At 35.3% G+C, this 15,877-nt stretch carries 17 protein-coding genes; 4 read left to right on the forward strand and 13 right to left on the reverse strand.

Annotation, left to right across the window (positions count from 1 at the left end):
* Positions 1-45 precede the first annotated feature (45 nt).
* Positions 46-1,158, reverse strand: coding sequence for an FtsZ/tubulin family protein (locus QUG14_RS03425; RefSeq protein ID WP_289339148.1), 1,113 nt, complete (start codon positions 1,156-1,158; stop codon positions 46-48).
* Between the two features lie 280 nt (positions 1,159-1,438).
* On the opposite strand from QUG14_RS03425, the gene QUG14_RS03430 reads away from it, so the two are divergent.
* Positions 1,439-1,906 carry a low molecular weight protein-tyrosine-phosphatase gene (locus QUG14_RS03430; RefSeq protein ID WP_289339149.1) on the forward strand — a complete coding sequence of 156 codons (468 nt, stop codon included), beginning with the start codon at positions 1,439-1,441 and terminating at the stop codon, positions 1,904-1,906.
* Between the two features lie 281 nt (positions 1,907-2,187).
* Entirely contained in the window at positions 2,188-3,462 is a 1,275-nt protein-coding gene (locus QUG14_RS03435; protein WP_289339150.1) for an IS110 family RNA-guided transposase, read from the forward strand.
* 835 nt (positions 3,463-4,297) lie between these two features.
* Here QUG14_RS03435 and QUG14_RS03440 read toward each other — a convergent pair.
* From QUG14_RS03440 to QUG14_RS03460, 5 genes are all read right to left on the reverse strand, one after another.
* Entirely contained in the window at positions 4,298-4,774 is a 477-nt protein-coding gene (locus QUG14_RS03440; protein ID WP_289339151.1) for a hypothetical protein, read from the reverse strand.
* Between the two features lie 226 nt (positions 4,775-5,000).
* Positions 5,001-5,384 (reverse strand): hypothetical protein, encoded by a 384-nt coding sequence (locus QUG14_RS03445; RefSeq protein WP_289339152.1) that lies wholly within the window; start codon positions 5,382-5,384, stop codon positions 5,001-5,003.
* 234 nt (positions 5,385-5,618) lie between these two features.
* Positions 5,619-6,125, reverse strand: coding sequence for an NUDIX hydrolase (locus tag QUG14_RS03450; RefSeq protein ID WP_289339153.1), 507 nt, complete (start codon positions 6,123-6,125; stop codon positions 5,619-5,621).
* Positions 6,126-6,390: 265 nt separating this feature from the next.
* Complete coding sequence (locus QUG14_RS03455) at positions 6,391-7,167, reverse strand: hypothetical protein (protein ID WP_289339154.1); 777 nt, start codon at positions 7,165-7,167, stop codon at positions 6,391-6,393.
* A 291-nt stretch (positions 7,168-7,458) separates the two neighbouring features.
* Positions 7,459-7,797, reverse strand: a complete 339-nt coding sequence (locus tag QUG14_RS03460) for an immunity 53 family protein (protein ID WP_289339155.1) — start codon at positions 7,795-7,797, stop codon at positions 7,459-7,461.
* 272 nt (positions 7,798-8,069) lie between these two features.
* Here QUG14_RS03460 and QUG14_RS03465 point away from each other — a divergent pair, with 272 nt between their 5' ends.
* Together QUG14_RS03465 and QUG14_RS03470 are read left to right on the forward strand one after the other, a co-directional pair.
* The gene (locus tag QUG14_RS03465; RefSeq protein WP_289339156.1) at positions 8,070-8,909 is read left to right on the forward strand and encodes a tyrosine-type recombinase/integrase; all 840 of its coding nucleotides are present in this window, start codon (positions 8,070-8,072) and stop codon (positions 8,907-8,909) included.
* A gap of 314 nt (positions 8,910-9,223) precedes the next feature.
* The gene (locus QUG14_RS03470; protein WP_289339157.1) at positions 9,224-10,441 is read left to right on the forward strand and encodes an IS110 family RNA-guided transposase; all 1,218 of its coding nucleotides are present in this window, start codon (positions 9,224-9,226) and stop codon (positions 10,439-10,441) included.
* A gap of 168 nt (positions 10,442-10,609) precedes the next feature.
* On the opposite strand, the gene QUG14_RS03475 is transcribed toward QUG14_RS03470, so the two are convergent.
* The 7 genes from QUG14_RS03475 to QUG14_RS03505 form a co-directional block, all read right to left on the reverse strand.
* A complete protein-coding gene (locus QUG14_RS03475) occupies positions 10,610-10,831 on the reverse strand; it encodes a hypothetical protein (protein WP_289339158.1) in 222 nt (73 codons plus the stop codon).
* 170 nt (positions 10,832-11,001) lie between these two features.
* Positions 11,002-11,721 (reverse strand): cadmium resistance transporter, encoded by a 720-nt coding sequence (locus tag QUG14_RS03480; protein WP_289339159.1) that lies wholly within the window; start codon positions 11,719-11,721, stop codon positions 11,002-11,004.
* Between the two features lie 454 nt (positions 11,722-12,175).
* Positions 12,176-12,451 carry a hypothetical protein gene (locus QUG14_RS03485; protein ID WP_289339160.1) on the reverse strand — a complete coding sequence of 92 codons (276 nt, stop codon included), beginning with the start codon at positions 12,449-12,451 and terminating at the stop codon, positions 12,176-12,178.
* Positions 12,452-12,767: 316 nt separating this feature from the next.
* Positions 12,768-13,226, reverse strand: a complete 459-nt coding sequence (locus tag QUG14_RS03490) for a hypothetical protein (RefSeq protein WP_289339161.1) — start codon at positions 13,224-13,226, stop codon at positions 12,768-12,770.
* Between the two features lie 61 nt (positions 13,227-13,287).
* Positions 13,288-13,734, reverse strand: a complete 447-nt coding sequence (locus QUG14_RS03495) for a hypothetical protein (RefSeq protein ID WP_289339162.1) — start codon at positions 13,732-13,734, stop codon at positions 13,288-13,290.
* A 445-nt stretch (positions 13,735-14,179) separates the two neighbouring features.
* Complete coding sequence (locus QUG14_RS03500; protein WP_289339163.1) at positions 14,180-14,419, reverse strand: DUF6678 family protein; 240 nt, start codon at positions 14,417-14,419, stop codon at positions 14,180-14,182.
* Positions 14,420-14,667: 248 nt separating this feature from the next.
* Positions 14,668-15,807 (reverse strand): DUF3231 family protein, encoded by a 1,140-nt coding sequence (locus QUG14_RS03505; protein ID WP_353961059.1) that lies wholly within the window; start codon positions 15,805-15,807, stop codon positions 14,668-14,670.
* Positions 15,808-15,877 lie beyond the last annotated feature (70 nt).

Raw genomic sequence — 15,877 nt, forward strand, 5'->3', positions numbered from 1 at the left:
ATGATCCAGCTGTAGTGCCTTGCATTTGTTTCTTTTTCCTCATGTTTATTTCTTTTGATATTTATTTAATTTAGAAGTAATCGATACTGGCTTTCTTTCCTGTTTCATCAGTTTTAAGTTGGAGGCCCAACGGATTCCAGACTCGTAATTTTGAGTGTTTTCCTTTTTTACAAGTTCCTGTAATCGTTCTTTATTCTTTTCTATAGATTCCTCTACGGTGAGCATCCGGCGAGTTGGGAAGGATAGTCCAGCAAGTATGGTTGTAACCGTAGGGTCAGATTCTGAAATATAGGTTCCTTCAAATAATTGCAGCGGTTCCCCCACCCGTTCAAAGATGGACGGTACATTGATTAACTTGGAAATGTTCTCGGGTCCCTCATAAATCAGCCCAGCCCGAATGACCCCTTGTGATTCAACAGGACAGAAAATCGAGTTTTCCCAAGAAACCTGGACTTTCTTTGAGACTTCGGAAGTATTTTTTGCCTCCGTAATGGGAGCCGAAGAGATAATCGTTACGCCTCTTGAACCAAGGATATTCATTAGATCTGTTTCATCAAAATTACCAAAGAATGAACTCTTCTTCGTTATTTTCAGAAGATGGTTTATGGACTCTACAGCTTGAAGATTAGCAGAAAGATAAATTTCATGTTTACTGGATTGTGGTTTCTGTTTACGCATTTGATCATTGTCCACAAGGAAAACAGAAGAAATGCCTTCTATATTGGAAAGTTCTTCGATACACTCGGCCGTATTAATGCGATTTCCCGCCAATACATTGCGTTCAGGGATCACCGCAATCGCCCCAACCTTAACACCAGGTAACTGGTCGATTAACAGATCAATTAACATCGGACTCATCCCAGAACCCGTTCCGCCGTCCGTTGAAAAGGCTACTAATAGAAGCTTGATGTTCTTAAAGGAATTGTTAACAAAATCAATAATCTCCTTGTAGTTTTCTTGAAGCGCTCGTAATCCTAAAGAACGATCTTGACCTGCACCATTATATCCTGGCACAAAAAACTTTTTTTCAACTCTTGTGTTTACCACTCCATCACGTTGATTCGTATTAATGAGAGCTGTTGGAAAATTCAAAGCTGATGCAATTTCCGCTATATTCCCACCTGCTTGACCTACGCCCAAGATTCCAATCGATTTCACCAAACACTCCTCCTTATTAAGCTGATCTCAGTTGAAAAAACTAGAACAATTTTTAACCACATCATTGTTATGGAAAAAATAATCCTTATATCATTTTTACTATTTAGATGGGCAGATTATGACCGAAATCTGTCCCTTCCCTTTTTAATAAGCCATATGGCATTCCTCTATTGACCTAGCTTGTAAAATATTGTTTCATTTTACATTGTCTGATTAAATACATAGAATGGTCGTTAGAGGATACAAAGTGTAGTTTAAAAGATTAAAAGGAGTCTATGAAATGATTAATGTATTATTTGTCTGTTTGGGAAACATTTGCCGTTCACCAATGGCCGAGGGCGTGTTTCGTGATTTACTGAAAAAAGAAAATTTGTCTAACAAGATCAACGTTGATTCAGCAGCAACAAGTTCTTGGCATATTGGTTCTTCTCCGCATAAAGGAACTCTTGCCATCTTAAAAAAATATAACATTTCCGCAGACGGTCTTGTTGGACGCCAATTAACAAAGGAAGACTTTGAAACGTTCGATTATATCATTGGGATGGATGAAAGCAATATAAACAACATTTTCGACATAACCGGTTCACCGCAGCATCCGAAAATCATCCGTCTTCTCGATTTAACGGACCATAACAAAGATGTCTCAGATCCATATTACACGGGAGATTTTGAAGAAACCTATCAACTTGTCTCAGATGGCTGTCAGGCATTACTCGAAAAAATTCGTAATGAGCAAAACGTAAGCTGAAAAAAATCCCACTAATCATTCGAAAAGTGGTTCCGCTTTGAGGTGCCTTTTAAAAAAAATGCACCAAAGTGACTGTTTTGCCATCGTAAATGGCATATAAATAGCAAAACTCGCCTCAATGGCGAGTTTTCTTTATGCTGAATTCCTGATATTCTTAAAGAAAAGCCCCCGTTAGCATTCCTGTAGAGAGTTAATTATTGACTTTGATAAAAAAGGAGCTCCTCAGTAAGATATGAGTATAGACACCACTCTAACTCATAACCTTAGGAGGAACCCCTACTATGAAGTTTAAAATGCAAGACAAACAAAATCAACTAATAGAAAGAATTTCCGATAAACACCTCGTTGTTGGTGTAGACATCGCTCAACAATTTCACGTCGCTCGAGCAGTGAATTTCCGTGGAATTGTAGTCGGCGATCCTCTCACATTTGAAAATAATGAAGATGGATTTACTATTCTATTGCACTGGATTAACAAATTAAAAAAGACAAATAACTTAGTTACCACTATAGTCGGCATGGAACCTACGGGACATTACTGGATTAATCTATCAAAATGGCTTTTCGAACAGAATATTGATGTAGTAACAGTAAATCCGTACCATGTAAAAAGGAATAAAGAGAATCGAGATAATACACAGTCCAAAAGCGATAAAAAAGATGCACTAGTTATCGCTGATATGGTGAAGAATGGGTACTATTCCATCGTTCGTCCAACTTCTGAATCATTTGAAGAACTTCGAGTTCTTATGTCTAATCGTGATGTGATTGTTAAGCGTCTTGTGAGTTCAATCAACCAATTAAATCGTTGGGTAGATGTTGTCTTTCCAGAGCTTCGACAAGTTTTTAAAGACGTGAAAGGTAAAGGGGCAATCGCAACCCTTCGCTTATTTCCTACCCCGATGGAATTGCGTTCAATGCAACCTCAAAACGTTGTTAGCGAGTGGAAGTCACTGATGAAGAGACAGCCTGGATTAAAAAAGGCCCAATTACTTATTCATTTAGCTAAGCGTTCGGTTGGTACTAAGCAAGCACTTGATGCTTATAAATTTCATCTAAAACAATTACTAGAGGAATTTGACCTCGCAACAACACAACTCGAAAGAGTTGAAAAACAAGTCACAGAAGTACTTAAACAAATTCCTTATGCTAATCAATTGCGTACCATTAAAGGAATTAGTGAGATTTCATTGGCAGGTATATTAGGGGAAGCTGGAGATTTAAGTGGCTTTGCCCATGGCAATTCTTTACTACGTCATGCAGGATTACACCTGGCTGAAGCAAGTTCGGGGAAGTGGAAAGGACAAATTGTCATTTCCAAACGAGGAAGATCTAGACTTCGCCGTTTTCTCTACTTAGCGACGATGAGCCTTGTCATGAACAACCCTGAGTTTAAAGCTTTACACACCTCAAATGTTAAGGTGAAAAAAATCAAGAAGATGAAATCAATTATGAAATTGGTTGGTAAACTGGCTCGGATATTTGTAGGAATAGCCAAACGAAATGAATCTTATTGTCCAGAAAAATTACAACCTATAACTTCTTTAGCAGCATAGAACTAATAGTTTCTTAGAAACACTTACTAGTTTCCCGAAGGGAAACTCCAATAAATAATAATAAAGAGTGATTGTTAGCTTTACACTTATCGAATATTGGCTTATTCGTAGGATTTCAAATATGTACGGAGTACCAGATTTATTGAACAAAAGGGCACTGACCCATCCCGTTAGCATAACTGGCCTCCACCCCTTGGATAGGCATGACGAAGGAATGATAGGGCAAATGACCCGTTGAGACATGGGAGGGATAGCCTCCAGGGGCGGCGTGGAGAATGTACATCATATGGTAAAATGTGGAGTTATATTTCACTCCTTTATTTAACTATGCCTTCACGGAGCCATAATGATCTGAACTCATTTCATTTAATCGTTAAATTCAACTCAAGGGTTATGAAATCCTGCGAATAAGCGAGTATTCGTAAGAAAAACGTATTAAACTGAGGGAGTTTAATAAGAACTTCTCAATTTGAATCCCTGTTTAGTTGCATATTGATTTATACTTTCCAGCAAAGCATTTTTATTAATAGAAGTGCAATTTGAAATTTCTCTATGGTCTGAAAAGACATATTCATTAAATATCAAGAAATTTTGTATATCCATCTTCTTTATAATAAAACGATTGCCTTCATATTCTCCACATCTTATGTTTGCAGAATCTACAAAATCATAAATGTAGTCATAGAATTCTTGTTCAGAAATTTCATCCTCTAAAATGATTCAATTATTTTCACGACTTATCCACCTCAACTTACTCGTTAAAATTAAGAAAAGCTACTAAAATGACTTCTCCAATTAATAACTCTTGCAACCGTTAGTTGAATAAGAAAAGAAGCTACTTTTTTTGATTTAAACAATCTTCGCAATCAAATTCGGTCCAGGAATATAATAGTCTTTTATCGCAAATATCACAATTCCTATCATCAGAATTCCAATATCCAGTTTTATGAAACAGTTCAATGCTTTCTTCCCAATGAATATAATCTACGTGCGATGCTGGTAAAACATCGTTTTCTTCATCCACTGGCGGTGATGGTTCGTTTCCAGATAAATATCCTTTAATCCAGTATTCGGTCGTTATGGGCATTGTATCTATTTCCTCAAAAGACATATTAAAAAACACATTCTTTTTTGGACAATAAGCCGCAATTCTTCCAGTAAAAGTATGAGGGTTCCCAATAATATAGTGCTTCCCATCACAATCAAAACCACAATTTCCCTTTTTAAATGTGAACCAAAGTTCTTTATCATAATTAAAATTTTCGTCCAATTTATTGTCACCTCCGTTTGTTAATCCAAGTTCGTTACTCAATACAAAAACCCCTTCTTCAACTAAACTGCCACGTTAGTGCAATAAGAAAAGCCGTCAAGAATGGCAGCTGGATCTTTAACTCTTGCACCCGTTACTTTAAGTGCATTTCTTCACAATAGTGTTTTCAGTATAAGAACAAGAATTATTGAGGCAATCCTATGTAAACTCTTGAACCTGATAAAACGTAAGGACATCTTGCGTTTGTTTATTTCTAAAATTTGTTCAATTACTTTTGAAGTCGTTTCAATTCTTCGCTTTTTGGCCAACCATTACTTTTAATCATAGCATTTAAAAGATGTTCTTTTGCCTCGATAATGTCTTTAGCAAATAGTTTCACATCTTTGTGAGATATGTGGTAACCTTCTAAAACACTCGCTTGTATTGAAACGTGCCAAGTTGAGGTATATTCATTTTTTGAAAGCAAATTTAAATTTGCATGTGAGGTTAATCCAAATATTTTTGTTTCCTTAAAGATTTCATTTATCATCTGAATAAATTTCAACATTGCATTTCCTATCTTATTCCAAGGAGGACCATCACGATTGCTAAGTTCGGTATAAAACTCTATCAATGTTTGAGATTTTTGATCCTTGCAACTTTCTAAAGGCATTTAACTCAATCCTTTCATCTATTCAAAATATAAATTTTTAAACTCCAGTCACTGTGCAGAATATGTGTTCCTGATAATATAGGAGTAATCATATTATATAGCCCCCATCTTTTATTCATATTAGAGAGGTCTTCTTGAAATTCCTTCTTCCACTAAACTGCCCCGTTTGTTGAAGAAGAAAAAATGGGATCACCGCAGCAATCCCATTTTTGAACAACTCAAGCACCCATTACTTTAAGTACATTTTTCACAAATTAATTTATATTGTTCGTTATTACCAATAATCGGAAGTGGTTTTTTCGATAATAAATCATCAACCAACATTTGATGTTCGGTAAAAATATTTTCTGGTAGTTCTTCAAGTGGAAAGAAGCTATTCTGTATGGACTCCTCGTTATTTTCAACTAATACCCCACTGTACCGTTTACAAATAAATGAAATAAGTACCAATGCTACTTGGTCTCCATTAGAAAATGTCTTGTCATATTGAGGACCAGAATAAATCCCAAATAATTCAAGTTCATCTAATAGAAGCCCCGTCTCCTCGTAAACTTCTCTCCTAGCAGTATCCTGTACACTTTCACCTAATTCCATAAATCCACCTGGAAATCCCCATTGTCCATTATCAGTACGTTTTTGCATAAGCACACGATTTTCCTTATCGAAAACAAATGCCCCTGCCACCACCATTATCACTTTTTCGTTTCCAACCATACTTCTTAAATGTTTTATATAATCCATCTTTTTCTCCTTTTCCTATTCGTACTTTACTTATTCTTTATTTAAGATAGATTATCCTTCTTGAACTAAACTGCCCCGTTAATTCAACAAGAAAAAAGACCGCCGCAGCGATCTTCATCTTTAACTATTGCACCCAGTTAGTTCAATAAAAAAGGATTGCAGCAACCTAACGTCTTCGCTTAGGAGGGAGAGAACATTCTAATATAGATATGTGTTTTGAGATGCAAACCATAATCGATTTATTATCTTTTGGTTATGAGTTGTATCATTCGGTTTCATGAAAGCAGGCGTAACAGATCATCTCTTCATATACTTCCGATTCGTCGAATCCAAATGTTATTTTGGGATATACACGTTTCCCATCGAGATAAAAATAATCTATGGTATTCTTCTTAGCGTCCCATTTCAATGATATCAATAAATTTGCTTTTGGAAAAATTTTAAGTAATTGGTTTGTTTTTTTCTGTACCATTTGTATTTTTTCGTCTTTTGATAATTTAGATAAATTTGTCATTTTTTCATCCGATAATAAAAACTTCACTCTCACATACATGGAAGGATTTTCGAACACTCTTGATAAACTAAAGTCTTTGAAATGATAAACATCTTTGCTTTGTTCATAGAATTCATCGGGATCCTCTGTGTAAGGCACAAGGATATAAGGTTTATACGTTATATAATTTGGTACTTTTCCTATTTCATTTTCTAAATTCTTACGAAAAAGGTCTCTAGTATGAACGAGCATATATTCAGTTATTTCATCCAAAATCAAATTATCCAAATGGAAAGATTGTTGATTTCCTTTGTCATCTTTGTACGAAATAACCCAATTTCTATATGTTGTTTCAAAAATGAAAACTGCACCAGTAAAATGGTCATGTTTTTTGTCTGTTTCTACACTTGTCCACTCCCCTAAAACGTAGTCAAAAAAATCTCCAAATATTTTAGGATAATCTTCGTCATGGTTCTCTTTTTTGGGTATACAACCACTCAGTAAAAAAATAAACATAAAAACAATGAATTTCTTCCATACGTTTGCCATATACCAACCTTTCCTCTTCAAAGAATCTACATTATATTTCGTCCACATTTCGTGCATTCTCATTGATTCAACTATTCGATAAGTCTCCTTTAACATCCTTCAAATTCACAGTCTATTTATTTTATGATGGATAAATAAACAATCAAGCTAAAAAAAGAAAAATTACCAATCTTTCTACGGTGTTTTATTCAACTAAACTGCCCGTTAATGGAACAAGAAAAGGGCTGCCGCAGCAATCCCCAATCTTTAACTCTAGCATTCATTAGTTTTAGAAGCGACACAAAAATCTATTTAAGAAACCGATGTAACCCATTCTTTAAATAAATTGACTATTTCAATAAGGTTATTTGGTCCTCCAGATCCAATAAAATAATTGTCTTTTTTCATACAATGTACCCAATCATTATCACTTCGTTCAATTTGGATGACACTAAACTCCATATTTTCAAATTCAGTTTCTTGTAAATTTATTTCAACAACCCAACCTGGGTTATCTAATGTATAAATTTTAATTCCATAACTATGTTCCCAATCACCATCACAATTACTTAAATACCAATTTTGTAACCATAAAATAATATCCATTTTTTCACCCCATAAAAGCTCTAATTTGGTTGAATAATGAAACATAATATCTATCCTATATTCAGTAGTCCAAATAATCGAAAGATGCCCTCGAACTTATTTACCCATATGAAGCAATGAATAAAGAAATAGCATTTAATATACTTTGTTTCATTTCTTTAACCTCCAAGTTTTTTATAAGTTTATTCGTGTTAAATGTAATAAATTCCTTCCTTTTGGTGCTAACCTGCCCTTTAGCTTAATAAGGACCGCCGTTTCGATTTAGTGAAACAGGTCAATAATTCCTGAAAAAAAGAATTTTTTGGGGAGAGATGGACTTGTTATTATCTCAGGCATGGGAAACGTATGAATCTGATAAACGCATTGAAGGCTTTTCGCCGCAAACATTAAAAGCATATAAACTACAGTCCAGCTTACTTATTCGCTTTTTTAATGATGTTCAACTTGATACGATCACTACGGATCAATTAAAAGCTTATTTAGCAAAATCAAGTGAAAGCCTTAAGCCTGCTAGTTTGGCTCATCGAATTCGTTTTATGAAATCATTATTTCGATGGTCTCATGAAGAAGAGCATATTCCCAAAAACCCAGCAGCTAAAATAAAAGAACCTAAGACCGGGAAACGAATTCCTAAATATTTGACCGAATTGGAAATAGAACATTTACGGGAAGCCTGTTGTTCCCCAATGGAAAAGGCTCTGTTTGAATTCATGTTCTCCACTGGATGCCGAATAGGAGAAATTGTTTCCTTAGATAGAGGCAGAATTAATTGGTCGAACCGATCCGCCGTAATCAGAGGTAAAGGCGATAAGGAAAGGGAAGTTTATTTCAATATCCGCTGCGAAATTTGGTTAAAACGATACCTAGATAATCGTGAAGACAGGGACAATGCTATTTTTGTCACGGAAGGGGATCCTCATCGAATGAGCATTGCCCAGATGCGATACATTATTAAGCGGATTTCAAGCCGCGCCAGCATTAACAAAGACATTCATCCGCACCAACTAAGGCACAGCTATGCAACCCACTTATTGAATAATGGAGCACCTCTGGATGTAATTCAAAGCCTACTAGGTCATGAAAAAAGTGAAACCACCCGGATATATGCCCAGTTAAGTGGAAGTATAAGGCAGCAATTATATAGGAAGTATTTTTAGAAATAAATAAGCAACGCATTTCGAATTGCGTTGCTTTAATTCACTCTTGCACCCGTTAGCCATCCATGAAGCGCAAAAATCATCGCTTCACCACAAAGAATGAAAATGTATTTAATCCGTCCATACTGCTTCTATGGCTGGGAGAGGAAGGTCGATCAACTATGGTGCCTTAGAGCCCATCCGTTAGTCTGACTCCAACGACCACGGTGCACCACAAACTGTCGCTCCCTTACGGGAAGCACTCATGGTAGATTAATCCTAATTCTGATTGTTGCACCAGCCTCCAATTTTCAAGCCTAGAAAGGAAGATTTCAATGGATGTAATCATTGAAAGAGCTTGTGGTTTGGATGTCCATAAGGACAATATCACAGCTTGTATTATGACTTCACAAGGAAAGGAGGTTCAAACATTTTCTACTAAAACAGTTTTTCTATTAAAGTTATTGGACTGGATTAAGGAGAATAATTGTACGCACGTAGCTATGGAAAGCACGAGTGTTTATTGGAAACCTATTGTTAACTTATTAGAGTCCGAAGGAATCGAGTTTTTAGTGGTCAATGCTCAACACATGAAGGCACTTCCAGGACGAAAAACGGATGTAAAGGATGCCGAATGGATAGCTCAACTTCTTCGCCATGGACTACTGAAAGCAAGTTTCATTCCCGATCGAAATCAAAGAGAACTGCGTGAACTAGTTCGCTATCGAAGAAGTATTATTGAAGAACGAGCCAGACAACATAATCGAATTCAAAAAGTTTTAGAAGGTGCCAATATCAAACTAGGTTCCGTTGTTTCTGATATTATGGGAGTCTCATCCAAGGATATGCTTCGAGCAATCGCAGATGGTGAAGACAACCCTGAAAAACTAGCAAACTTCGCTCGTCGTACAATGAAGCGGAAAAAAGAAGAACTAGAATTAGCTCTTCAGGGATATGTAAACCCACACCAACGTTTGATGTTGAAAACCATTTTAACTCACATTGATTTTCTAAGTGAGCAAATTGAAATTTTGGATCAAGAGATAGCTAAAAGAGTAAGCTCTTATCAAGAAGACATAGAACGACTCGATTCTATTCCTGGTATCGCCACAAGAATGGCTGAGCAGATCTTAGCTGAAATAGGAACGGATGTTGGAAACCAATTTCCGACTGCGGCACATCTATGTTCATGGGCTGCCTTAGTTCCTGGACATAATGAAAGTGCGGGTAAAAGAAAATCTAGTAAGTCTAAAAAAGGAAATAAATACTTAAGATCAGCATTAACAGAAGCAGCTCAATCAGTAAGAGGGTCAAAAAACTATCTTGGTGCACTGTATAGACGCACAGCTGGACGAAAAGGAAAGAAAAGGGCAGCAATTGTAGTCGCTCATGCGATGTTGCGAATCGCATATTACCTTCTAACCCGAAAAGAAATGTATGTTGACTTAGGCGAAGATTATTTTGATAAACAAAGACAAGTATCAATTGTACGCCATTCAGTTCGGAGATTAGAAAACTTAGGTTATACTGTGACAATTAGCGAAGCTTCCTAATTCAAAATTTGTAGTCCATAAACACCTTGATCAGGCGCCCCGCTCTTTTTTTTAAAAATCATTGAGCTGGGTCTATTTAAGTATTGTCATTTTCCGGTTCTTACAGAAGTTAATTTTCATGGTAGTTGAACAAGATTAGATCGCGCAAATGCGGATTTTTTTTTAAAATCATAACCTTTTAAAGTAATAATTTTCTTGTTCATATATTACAAAGAAATCCTCTTCACATTTTTTGCATAACCCTTCGAAATGCCCCATATTTTCTAAAACTCCACAAATAAGACATCCCTTGTTTAGCTTGTTTAGTACCTTTGCTATTGAAGTTTTACCGCACCTAGTATGACCAAGCATACCAATATTCCTAATTGCATCAGTAGAATAAACTTTCATAAATAATAACCCCCTAAAGCAAAATTAATATTGTATATTTATCATATATTCTTTAACTTTGTCCTTATTTCCTTGTTCAACTAAACTGCTTCGTTACTTCAATAAGAAAAAAAACCGCCAAAAATGGCAGCTGGATCTTAAACTCTTGAGCCCGTTAGCTAAATAACTTCTTACGATAATTTGTCAATTAAATAAGAAAACGTGCCATTTTCATTTAATATTAAGATTCCAAGTCCAATTAGCACAAATGGTACTATTATATGTCCATATCGCTCTAGGGTTTTTGCAACCAAAGGAAAGGCAATTAATTTATAGGCGATAAAGCACCATACAGCAACAAATAATAAAAAAACAATAACAATAAAACTTATTTGCCAACCATTAGATGTAGCAAAAAAGGGAATATAAACTCCTATATTGTCTCCGCCATTTGCAAAAGTAACGGCTGCGACTTTATAAATACTAGGGTGAAGAAGTTTTTGTACCCAATTAACTTTTCCATTTGTTTCGTCTAAAGAAGGTTCGTGAGCTGTATATGCTTCCCCTTCTGTTTCACCCTGATGCTCTTTTTTTCGGTCTTTAAACTGTTCCACAAGGGCTTTGACACCTAGATAAACAGGAATAACCCCTAACAAACCAATCCATTCTTGAGGGATAATTAATGCTCCTAAAGCTCCAATTACACTCAATATTACAAGTGCAATAAAACCCAGATACTGTCCAAATATGATGTGTGAACTTTTTAGCCTCGAATCCCGTTGTGAAAACCAAGTTAATAATAGAAAAATATCATCGATGTTTGTTGCCGCAAAAAGGACAATTGTAGTAAGTATTAAACTCATAAATTCTCCCTTCATATTGTTTTGTTTTACTATATGCCACTTATTCAACTATCCTGCCCCTTTAGTGGAACAAGCAGGGAGTAAGTTGCCAATAGGTTCGTATTGGCTACTTAATAAATAATGTAATTATTGGGAATGATAATTCAGCAAAGGGCAAGGTAATAAACTTAAACACCTTAGAAATTTCCTCCACAAAATGCCTTGCCCAAACATTCATTCAGTACATAGACGAATACACAAGAATGATGAACTCACATCACATATGATAAATTCAAATACTGACCTTCAACCAGTATGACACGTTACTTCATCGTCGGGAGAAATCCCGACTTTTTTGTTTGGCAACATCACTCAATGTGTATTAAACGTTTTTTCTTATTCAACCTCACCCGTTAATTCAAATAAGTTCAACAAAAAGAAGCGTCAATCCTTCTTGGATCAACGCTACCCGTTACTTTAAGTACAATACTTCTTAATCTAAATTTATTATTGTATTTTTTAACTAGTTCCTCATCCAGGTAAGTAACCGTACAATTTGAAACGGTTCACTCCAAACTATAATGAAACTTAATAAAAATAATGCTGCCACTGATAAATACTTTACATTTCCTTTTTCACTTCTAAATATTGCTCCGAAACAAAATAGCGAACCAACAATTAAAAAAACAAATCCTGCTGCCATAAGTGGTTCAAACAATTCTGGAAAAACGTATGAGGACCAAAATAACAGTACACCAAATATTGCAAATACGACAGACAATATACTAAACCTTTTCATTATGGCACCTCCATTATTAACTTATTTTACCATATACCCGTTTTTTTTTGAGAAGATATAAGATTATATTGTAATTTTATTAATTACTATACTAACCTCCCCGTTACCTCAATAAGAAAAAGATGTGCTTCAGCAACACCTTGTTAAACTCTTGCTACCCGTTACTTTAAGTACAATTCTTCACAAACTTGTCCTATTTGCCCCGTTAGTACAATAAGAATAAGGCTACCGCAGCAACCTCATCTTAAAGTAAAGCACCTTTAGTTGAAAAAGAGAAAGATTAATATAAATTGAGCGAGTTTCCTTTGTTAGTAACCTAAAAACATCCAAAAGTAGTAATTTCATCAGAAGGAAAGGTTATTTGTGCGGATACATCAAAAGTGTTGATAGTAAAATTGGCTGTACTAAAAGGCGCTCCTTCTGGTATTGCGAAAGCAACGATAAATGGTCTTGTTTCTGTTTCTCCCTCTACTTGTCCAGAACCTTCAATAACCACATCGCATACTCCAAGATTAGTCACGCATTGAATAGAATTTATTTGGACTGAATTAAATGTAAAGCTTAGATCCGGAGTTTCACCGCTAGTTTGTACAAAATTAATGGTAACAAAACTTCCTTGAAGGTCATCGGCACAAACATCAATATCATAAGTTACACTACCAATTCGAACTATTGAAAAAGTCTCAGTTACAGGATCAAAAAAGACTACACCAACATCGTCTACAGAGGTTACGTTAGGAATTATTAAACCGCAAGCCGTACATCTGATTCCCATATTTTCCACTCCAATCTTTTTTTGGCGAGTTTCTTTGATTTAATACCCTTATTAAATTTATTTATTGAGGACATCCAAAAGTAGTAACTTCATCTTGTGGAAAGAATATTGATCCGGTTGAAGCAAAAAGGACGATACTAAAACTGAATATTCTAGAAGGCTGTCCTTCTTGTTGTTCGACAAGGAATTGAAATTGTCTTGTTTCTGTTTCTCCCTCTACTTGTCCAGAGCCAGTAATTTGAATAAAGCATACTCCAACATCTGTAGTGCAAGTAACAGAATTTATTTGGACTGAATTAAATGTAAAGCTTAGATCCGGAGTTTCCGGGCTAGTTTGTAAAAAATTAATGGTAACAAAACTTCCTTGCAGGTCATTGTTACATGCATCAATATCAACAGTTACACTACCAAGTGCATCTATATCCGGAGTCTCCAGAAAGAATAAAGGAACTTGATTAATAGAGGTTAGGTTAGGAATTATTAAACCGCAAGCACATCTAATGCCCATATTTACCACTCCAATTTATCGTAATTTTGAATCTTCCGTTTACTGTATGTTCGTACAAACATTTTGATTGGGAAAATTCAACACATAGTAAAAAATCTCACCATTAAGCAGCTGTCAATTACGTTCCATCCAAAGTTAAGTGGTAAGAAAAACTAATTTGTCGTTTAAACAAACAATTTTTCAAATAAAAAGAGTATCCGAATTACGGATGCTACCCTTCTCACGATTTTATTTATTAATCATTCTCAAGTACCCTAATCCCTTTAAAACCGGTCTACTCTCCTTCTTTCACTAACCTGCCCGTTAGTACAACAAGAAAAAAGCCGCCAAAAATAGCAGCCTTTCTTCATTTTTGTGTTAAATGTGTAAATAGCCGAATTGTTTACTCACCTACTAATCCATCACCATCCCGATCGTCCATATATTTATAGAGCCATGATTATATTTAGGTTAGGAAAGCGAAACTCCTTATTTCATCGGTTTCTGCTTTTATCTCCAACCATTCAATGGCTTTATATCCGCCCAGCTTAAAATGATAATACCATTCCCCATCCCATGGGCAAATATAGCCTGTTACAATGTCTTTTGTTCTCCATTGTCGATTGATTGGATAGTTAGACATGGCTAACCTAATTTCTTCCCACTTTGTATCATTCATTACTTGCTGGTATTGATTAAATTTCATTATTTAACCACCACTACTTTTTAATATTACTTTAACAATTCTGCGTTTTATTATGGGAATCCTTCTTCCACTAAACTGCCCGTTAATTCAACAAGAAAAGACCGCCGCAGCGATCATCATTAACTATTGCACCCGTTACTTTAAGTGAATTATTTCACAAAATATCTGAGTTGCTTAAGTTCTAATGTAATAAAATAAGCCCTTTCTGTTTTTATGCAGAAGGACTTGAATATGGATTATAATTGATTCTATTTTTTTATTAATTCATCCCTATCAGGAGCCATAGGAGGCTGTTCTAACCACCCATTTTTAATCATTATATTAGCTCCATCCTCAGCATACAGAGCTATTTCAGCAGTAAGTCTTACATAATGCAGACCTATATCCCTTCTAGGACTCATTGCCATACTAGTACCATAAAATCCAATACTTAGGGCAATAAGGGATGTAGTATAGAACATCATAATTTTATCTGAAAAAGTATAAGCTGTAGACTCAGTTACATCTGAATCCCATGACATAGGTACTGGAAGGTAATCCTCACTAAGGATAGCTCCAAAAACATCACTATGCTTTTTTGCAATTTCTACACCTCTAAATAAAAACTTAGCTACCTCTTTTGACTGTGCAACTTGACTAAATCCTATTAAGGTTGCAACTCCAAAAGCATTTCTTTGAAAGTTAACATAGAGGTTTGATATTTCTGTACCTACTAATGGTCTCTTTTCTCCAAAAAAGCCTTTAAGGAAATTTTGTTTTTTAACAAAATCAATATCATCTGGTATAGGTAAATAAGGAGACCTGATATAAAGTCCTTTAGATAATAAAAGCTCTTTTACCTCCCTAAGAAAATTTATTAATTGTGAAATACACTCACTAAAATGACTGTAAACATCTGCTCTAACTGATACTGACAGATTCATACTGTATCCTTGCAGAGCAATTTGTGATGCTTGATGGAGGTAATTCAAAAAATATGTGTCTGAATACAACCTAGGAGCATTTTCATTTACATCCTCATTAAGGTTAAATCCATAAGGTATTGGATACTTTTCTTTGTTGAAAATCTCAGTTAGTGTTTTAAGATTTCCTTGAGCAATTTCAAAAGCATGTTTGACTAATGCTTTAATCTTTTCATCCTCAACTATGGTTAAAAAATATTTAAAATGACAAGCAATGGCAGTATCATTAATATAGGATGCCCAAAGAGCTGTTATCTCTGCTGATGTAAGCTGTACATGATTGCCTTCCTCCATATATAAACCTCCATTTAACCAAACAATCCTTTTTTGTACAATATTCCCTAATTTTTCTGACAATATGTAAATAAAAAAGCCTACTGCTTTATACAGTGTTAAATGTGCACTAGGGTGTTCTTTCTTATTCAACTAAACTGCTCCGGTAGTACAACAAGAAAAGCTGCCAAAATGACAGCTTCGATTTTTCGGTATAGAACCC

The organism is Neobacillus sp. CF12 (genome assembly GCF_030348765.1).
Classification (GTDB): domain Bacteria; phylum Bacillota; class Bacilli; order Bacillales; family Cytobacillaceae; genus Neobacillus.

Bases quoted from the DNA above. Each gene is read 5' to 3' on its own strand.
- QUG14_RS03430 (WP_289339149.1), top strand. From the start codon at position 1,439: ATGATTAATGTATTATTTGTCTGTTTGGGAAACATTTGCCGTTCACCA.
- QUG14_RS03435 (WP_289339150.1), top strand. From the start codon at position 2,188: ATGAAGTTTAAAATGCAAGACAAACAAAATCAACTAATAGAAAGAATT.
- QUG14_RS03445 (WP_289339152.1), bottom strand. From the start codon at position 5,384: ATGCCTTTAGAAAGTTGCAAGGATCAAAAATCTCAAACATTGATAGAG.
- QUG14_RS03450 (WP_289339153.1), bottom strand. From the start codon at position 6,125: ATGGATTATATAAAACATTTAAGAAGTATGGTTGGAAACGAAAAAGTG.
- QUG14_RS03455 (WP_289339154.1), bottom strand. From the start codon at position 7,167: ATGGCAAACGTATGGAAGAAATTCATTGTTTTTATGTTTATTTTTTTA.
- QUG14_RS03460 (WP_289339155.1), bottom strand. From the start codon at position 7,797: ATGTTTCATTATTCAACCAAATTAGAGCTTTTATGGGGTGAAAAAATG.
- QUG14_RS03470 (WP_289339157.1), top strand. From the start codon at position 9,224: ATGGATGTAATCATTGAAAGAGCTTGTGGTTTGGATGTCCATAAGGAC.
- QUG14_RS03475 (WP_289339158.1), bottom strand. From the start codon at position 10,831: ATGAAAGTTTATTCTACTGATGCAATTAGGAATATTGGTATGCTTGGT.
- QUG14_RS03485 (WP_289339160.1), bottom strand. From the start codon at position 12,451: ATGAAAAGGTTTAGTATATTGTCTGTCGTATTTGCAATATTTGGTGTA.
- QUG14_RS03490 (WP_289339161.1), bottom strand. From the start codon at position 13,226: ATGGGAATCAGATGTACGGCTTGCGGTTTAATAATTCCTAACGTAACC.
- QUG14_RS03495 (WP_289339162.1), bottom strand. From the start codon at position 13,734: ATGGGCATTAGATGTGCTTGCGGTTTAATAATTCCTAACCTAACCTCT.
- QUG14_RS03500 (WP_289339163.1), bottom strand. From the start codon at position 14,419: ATGAAATTTAATCAATACCAGCAAGTAATGAATGATACAAAGTGGGAA.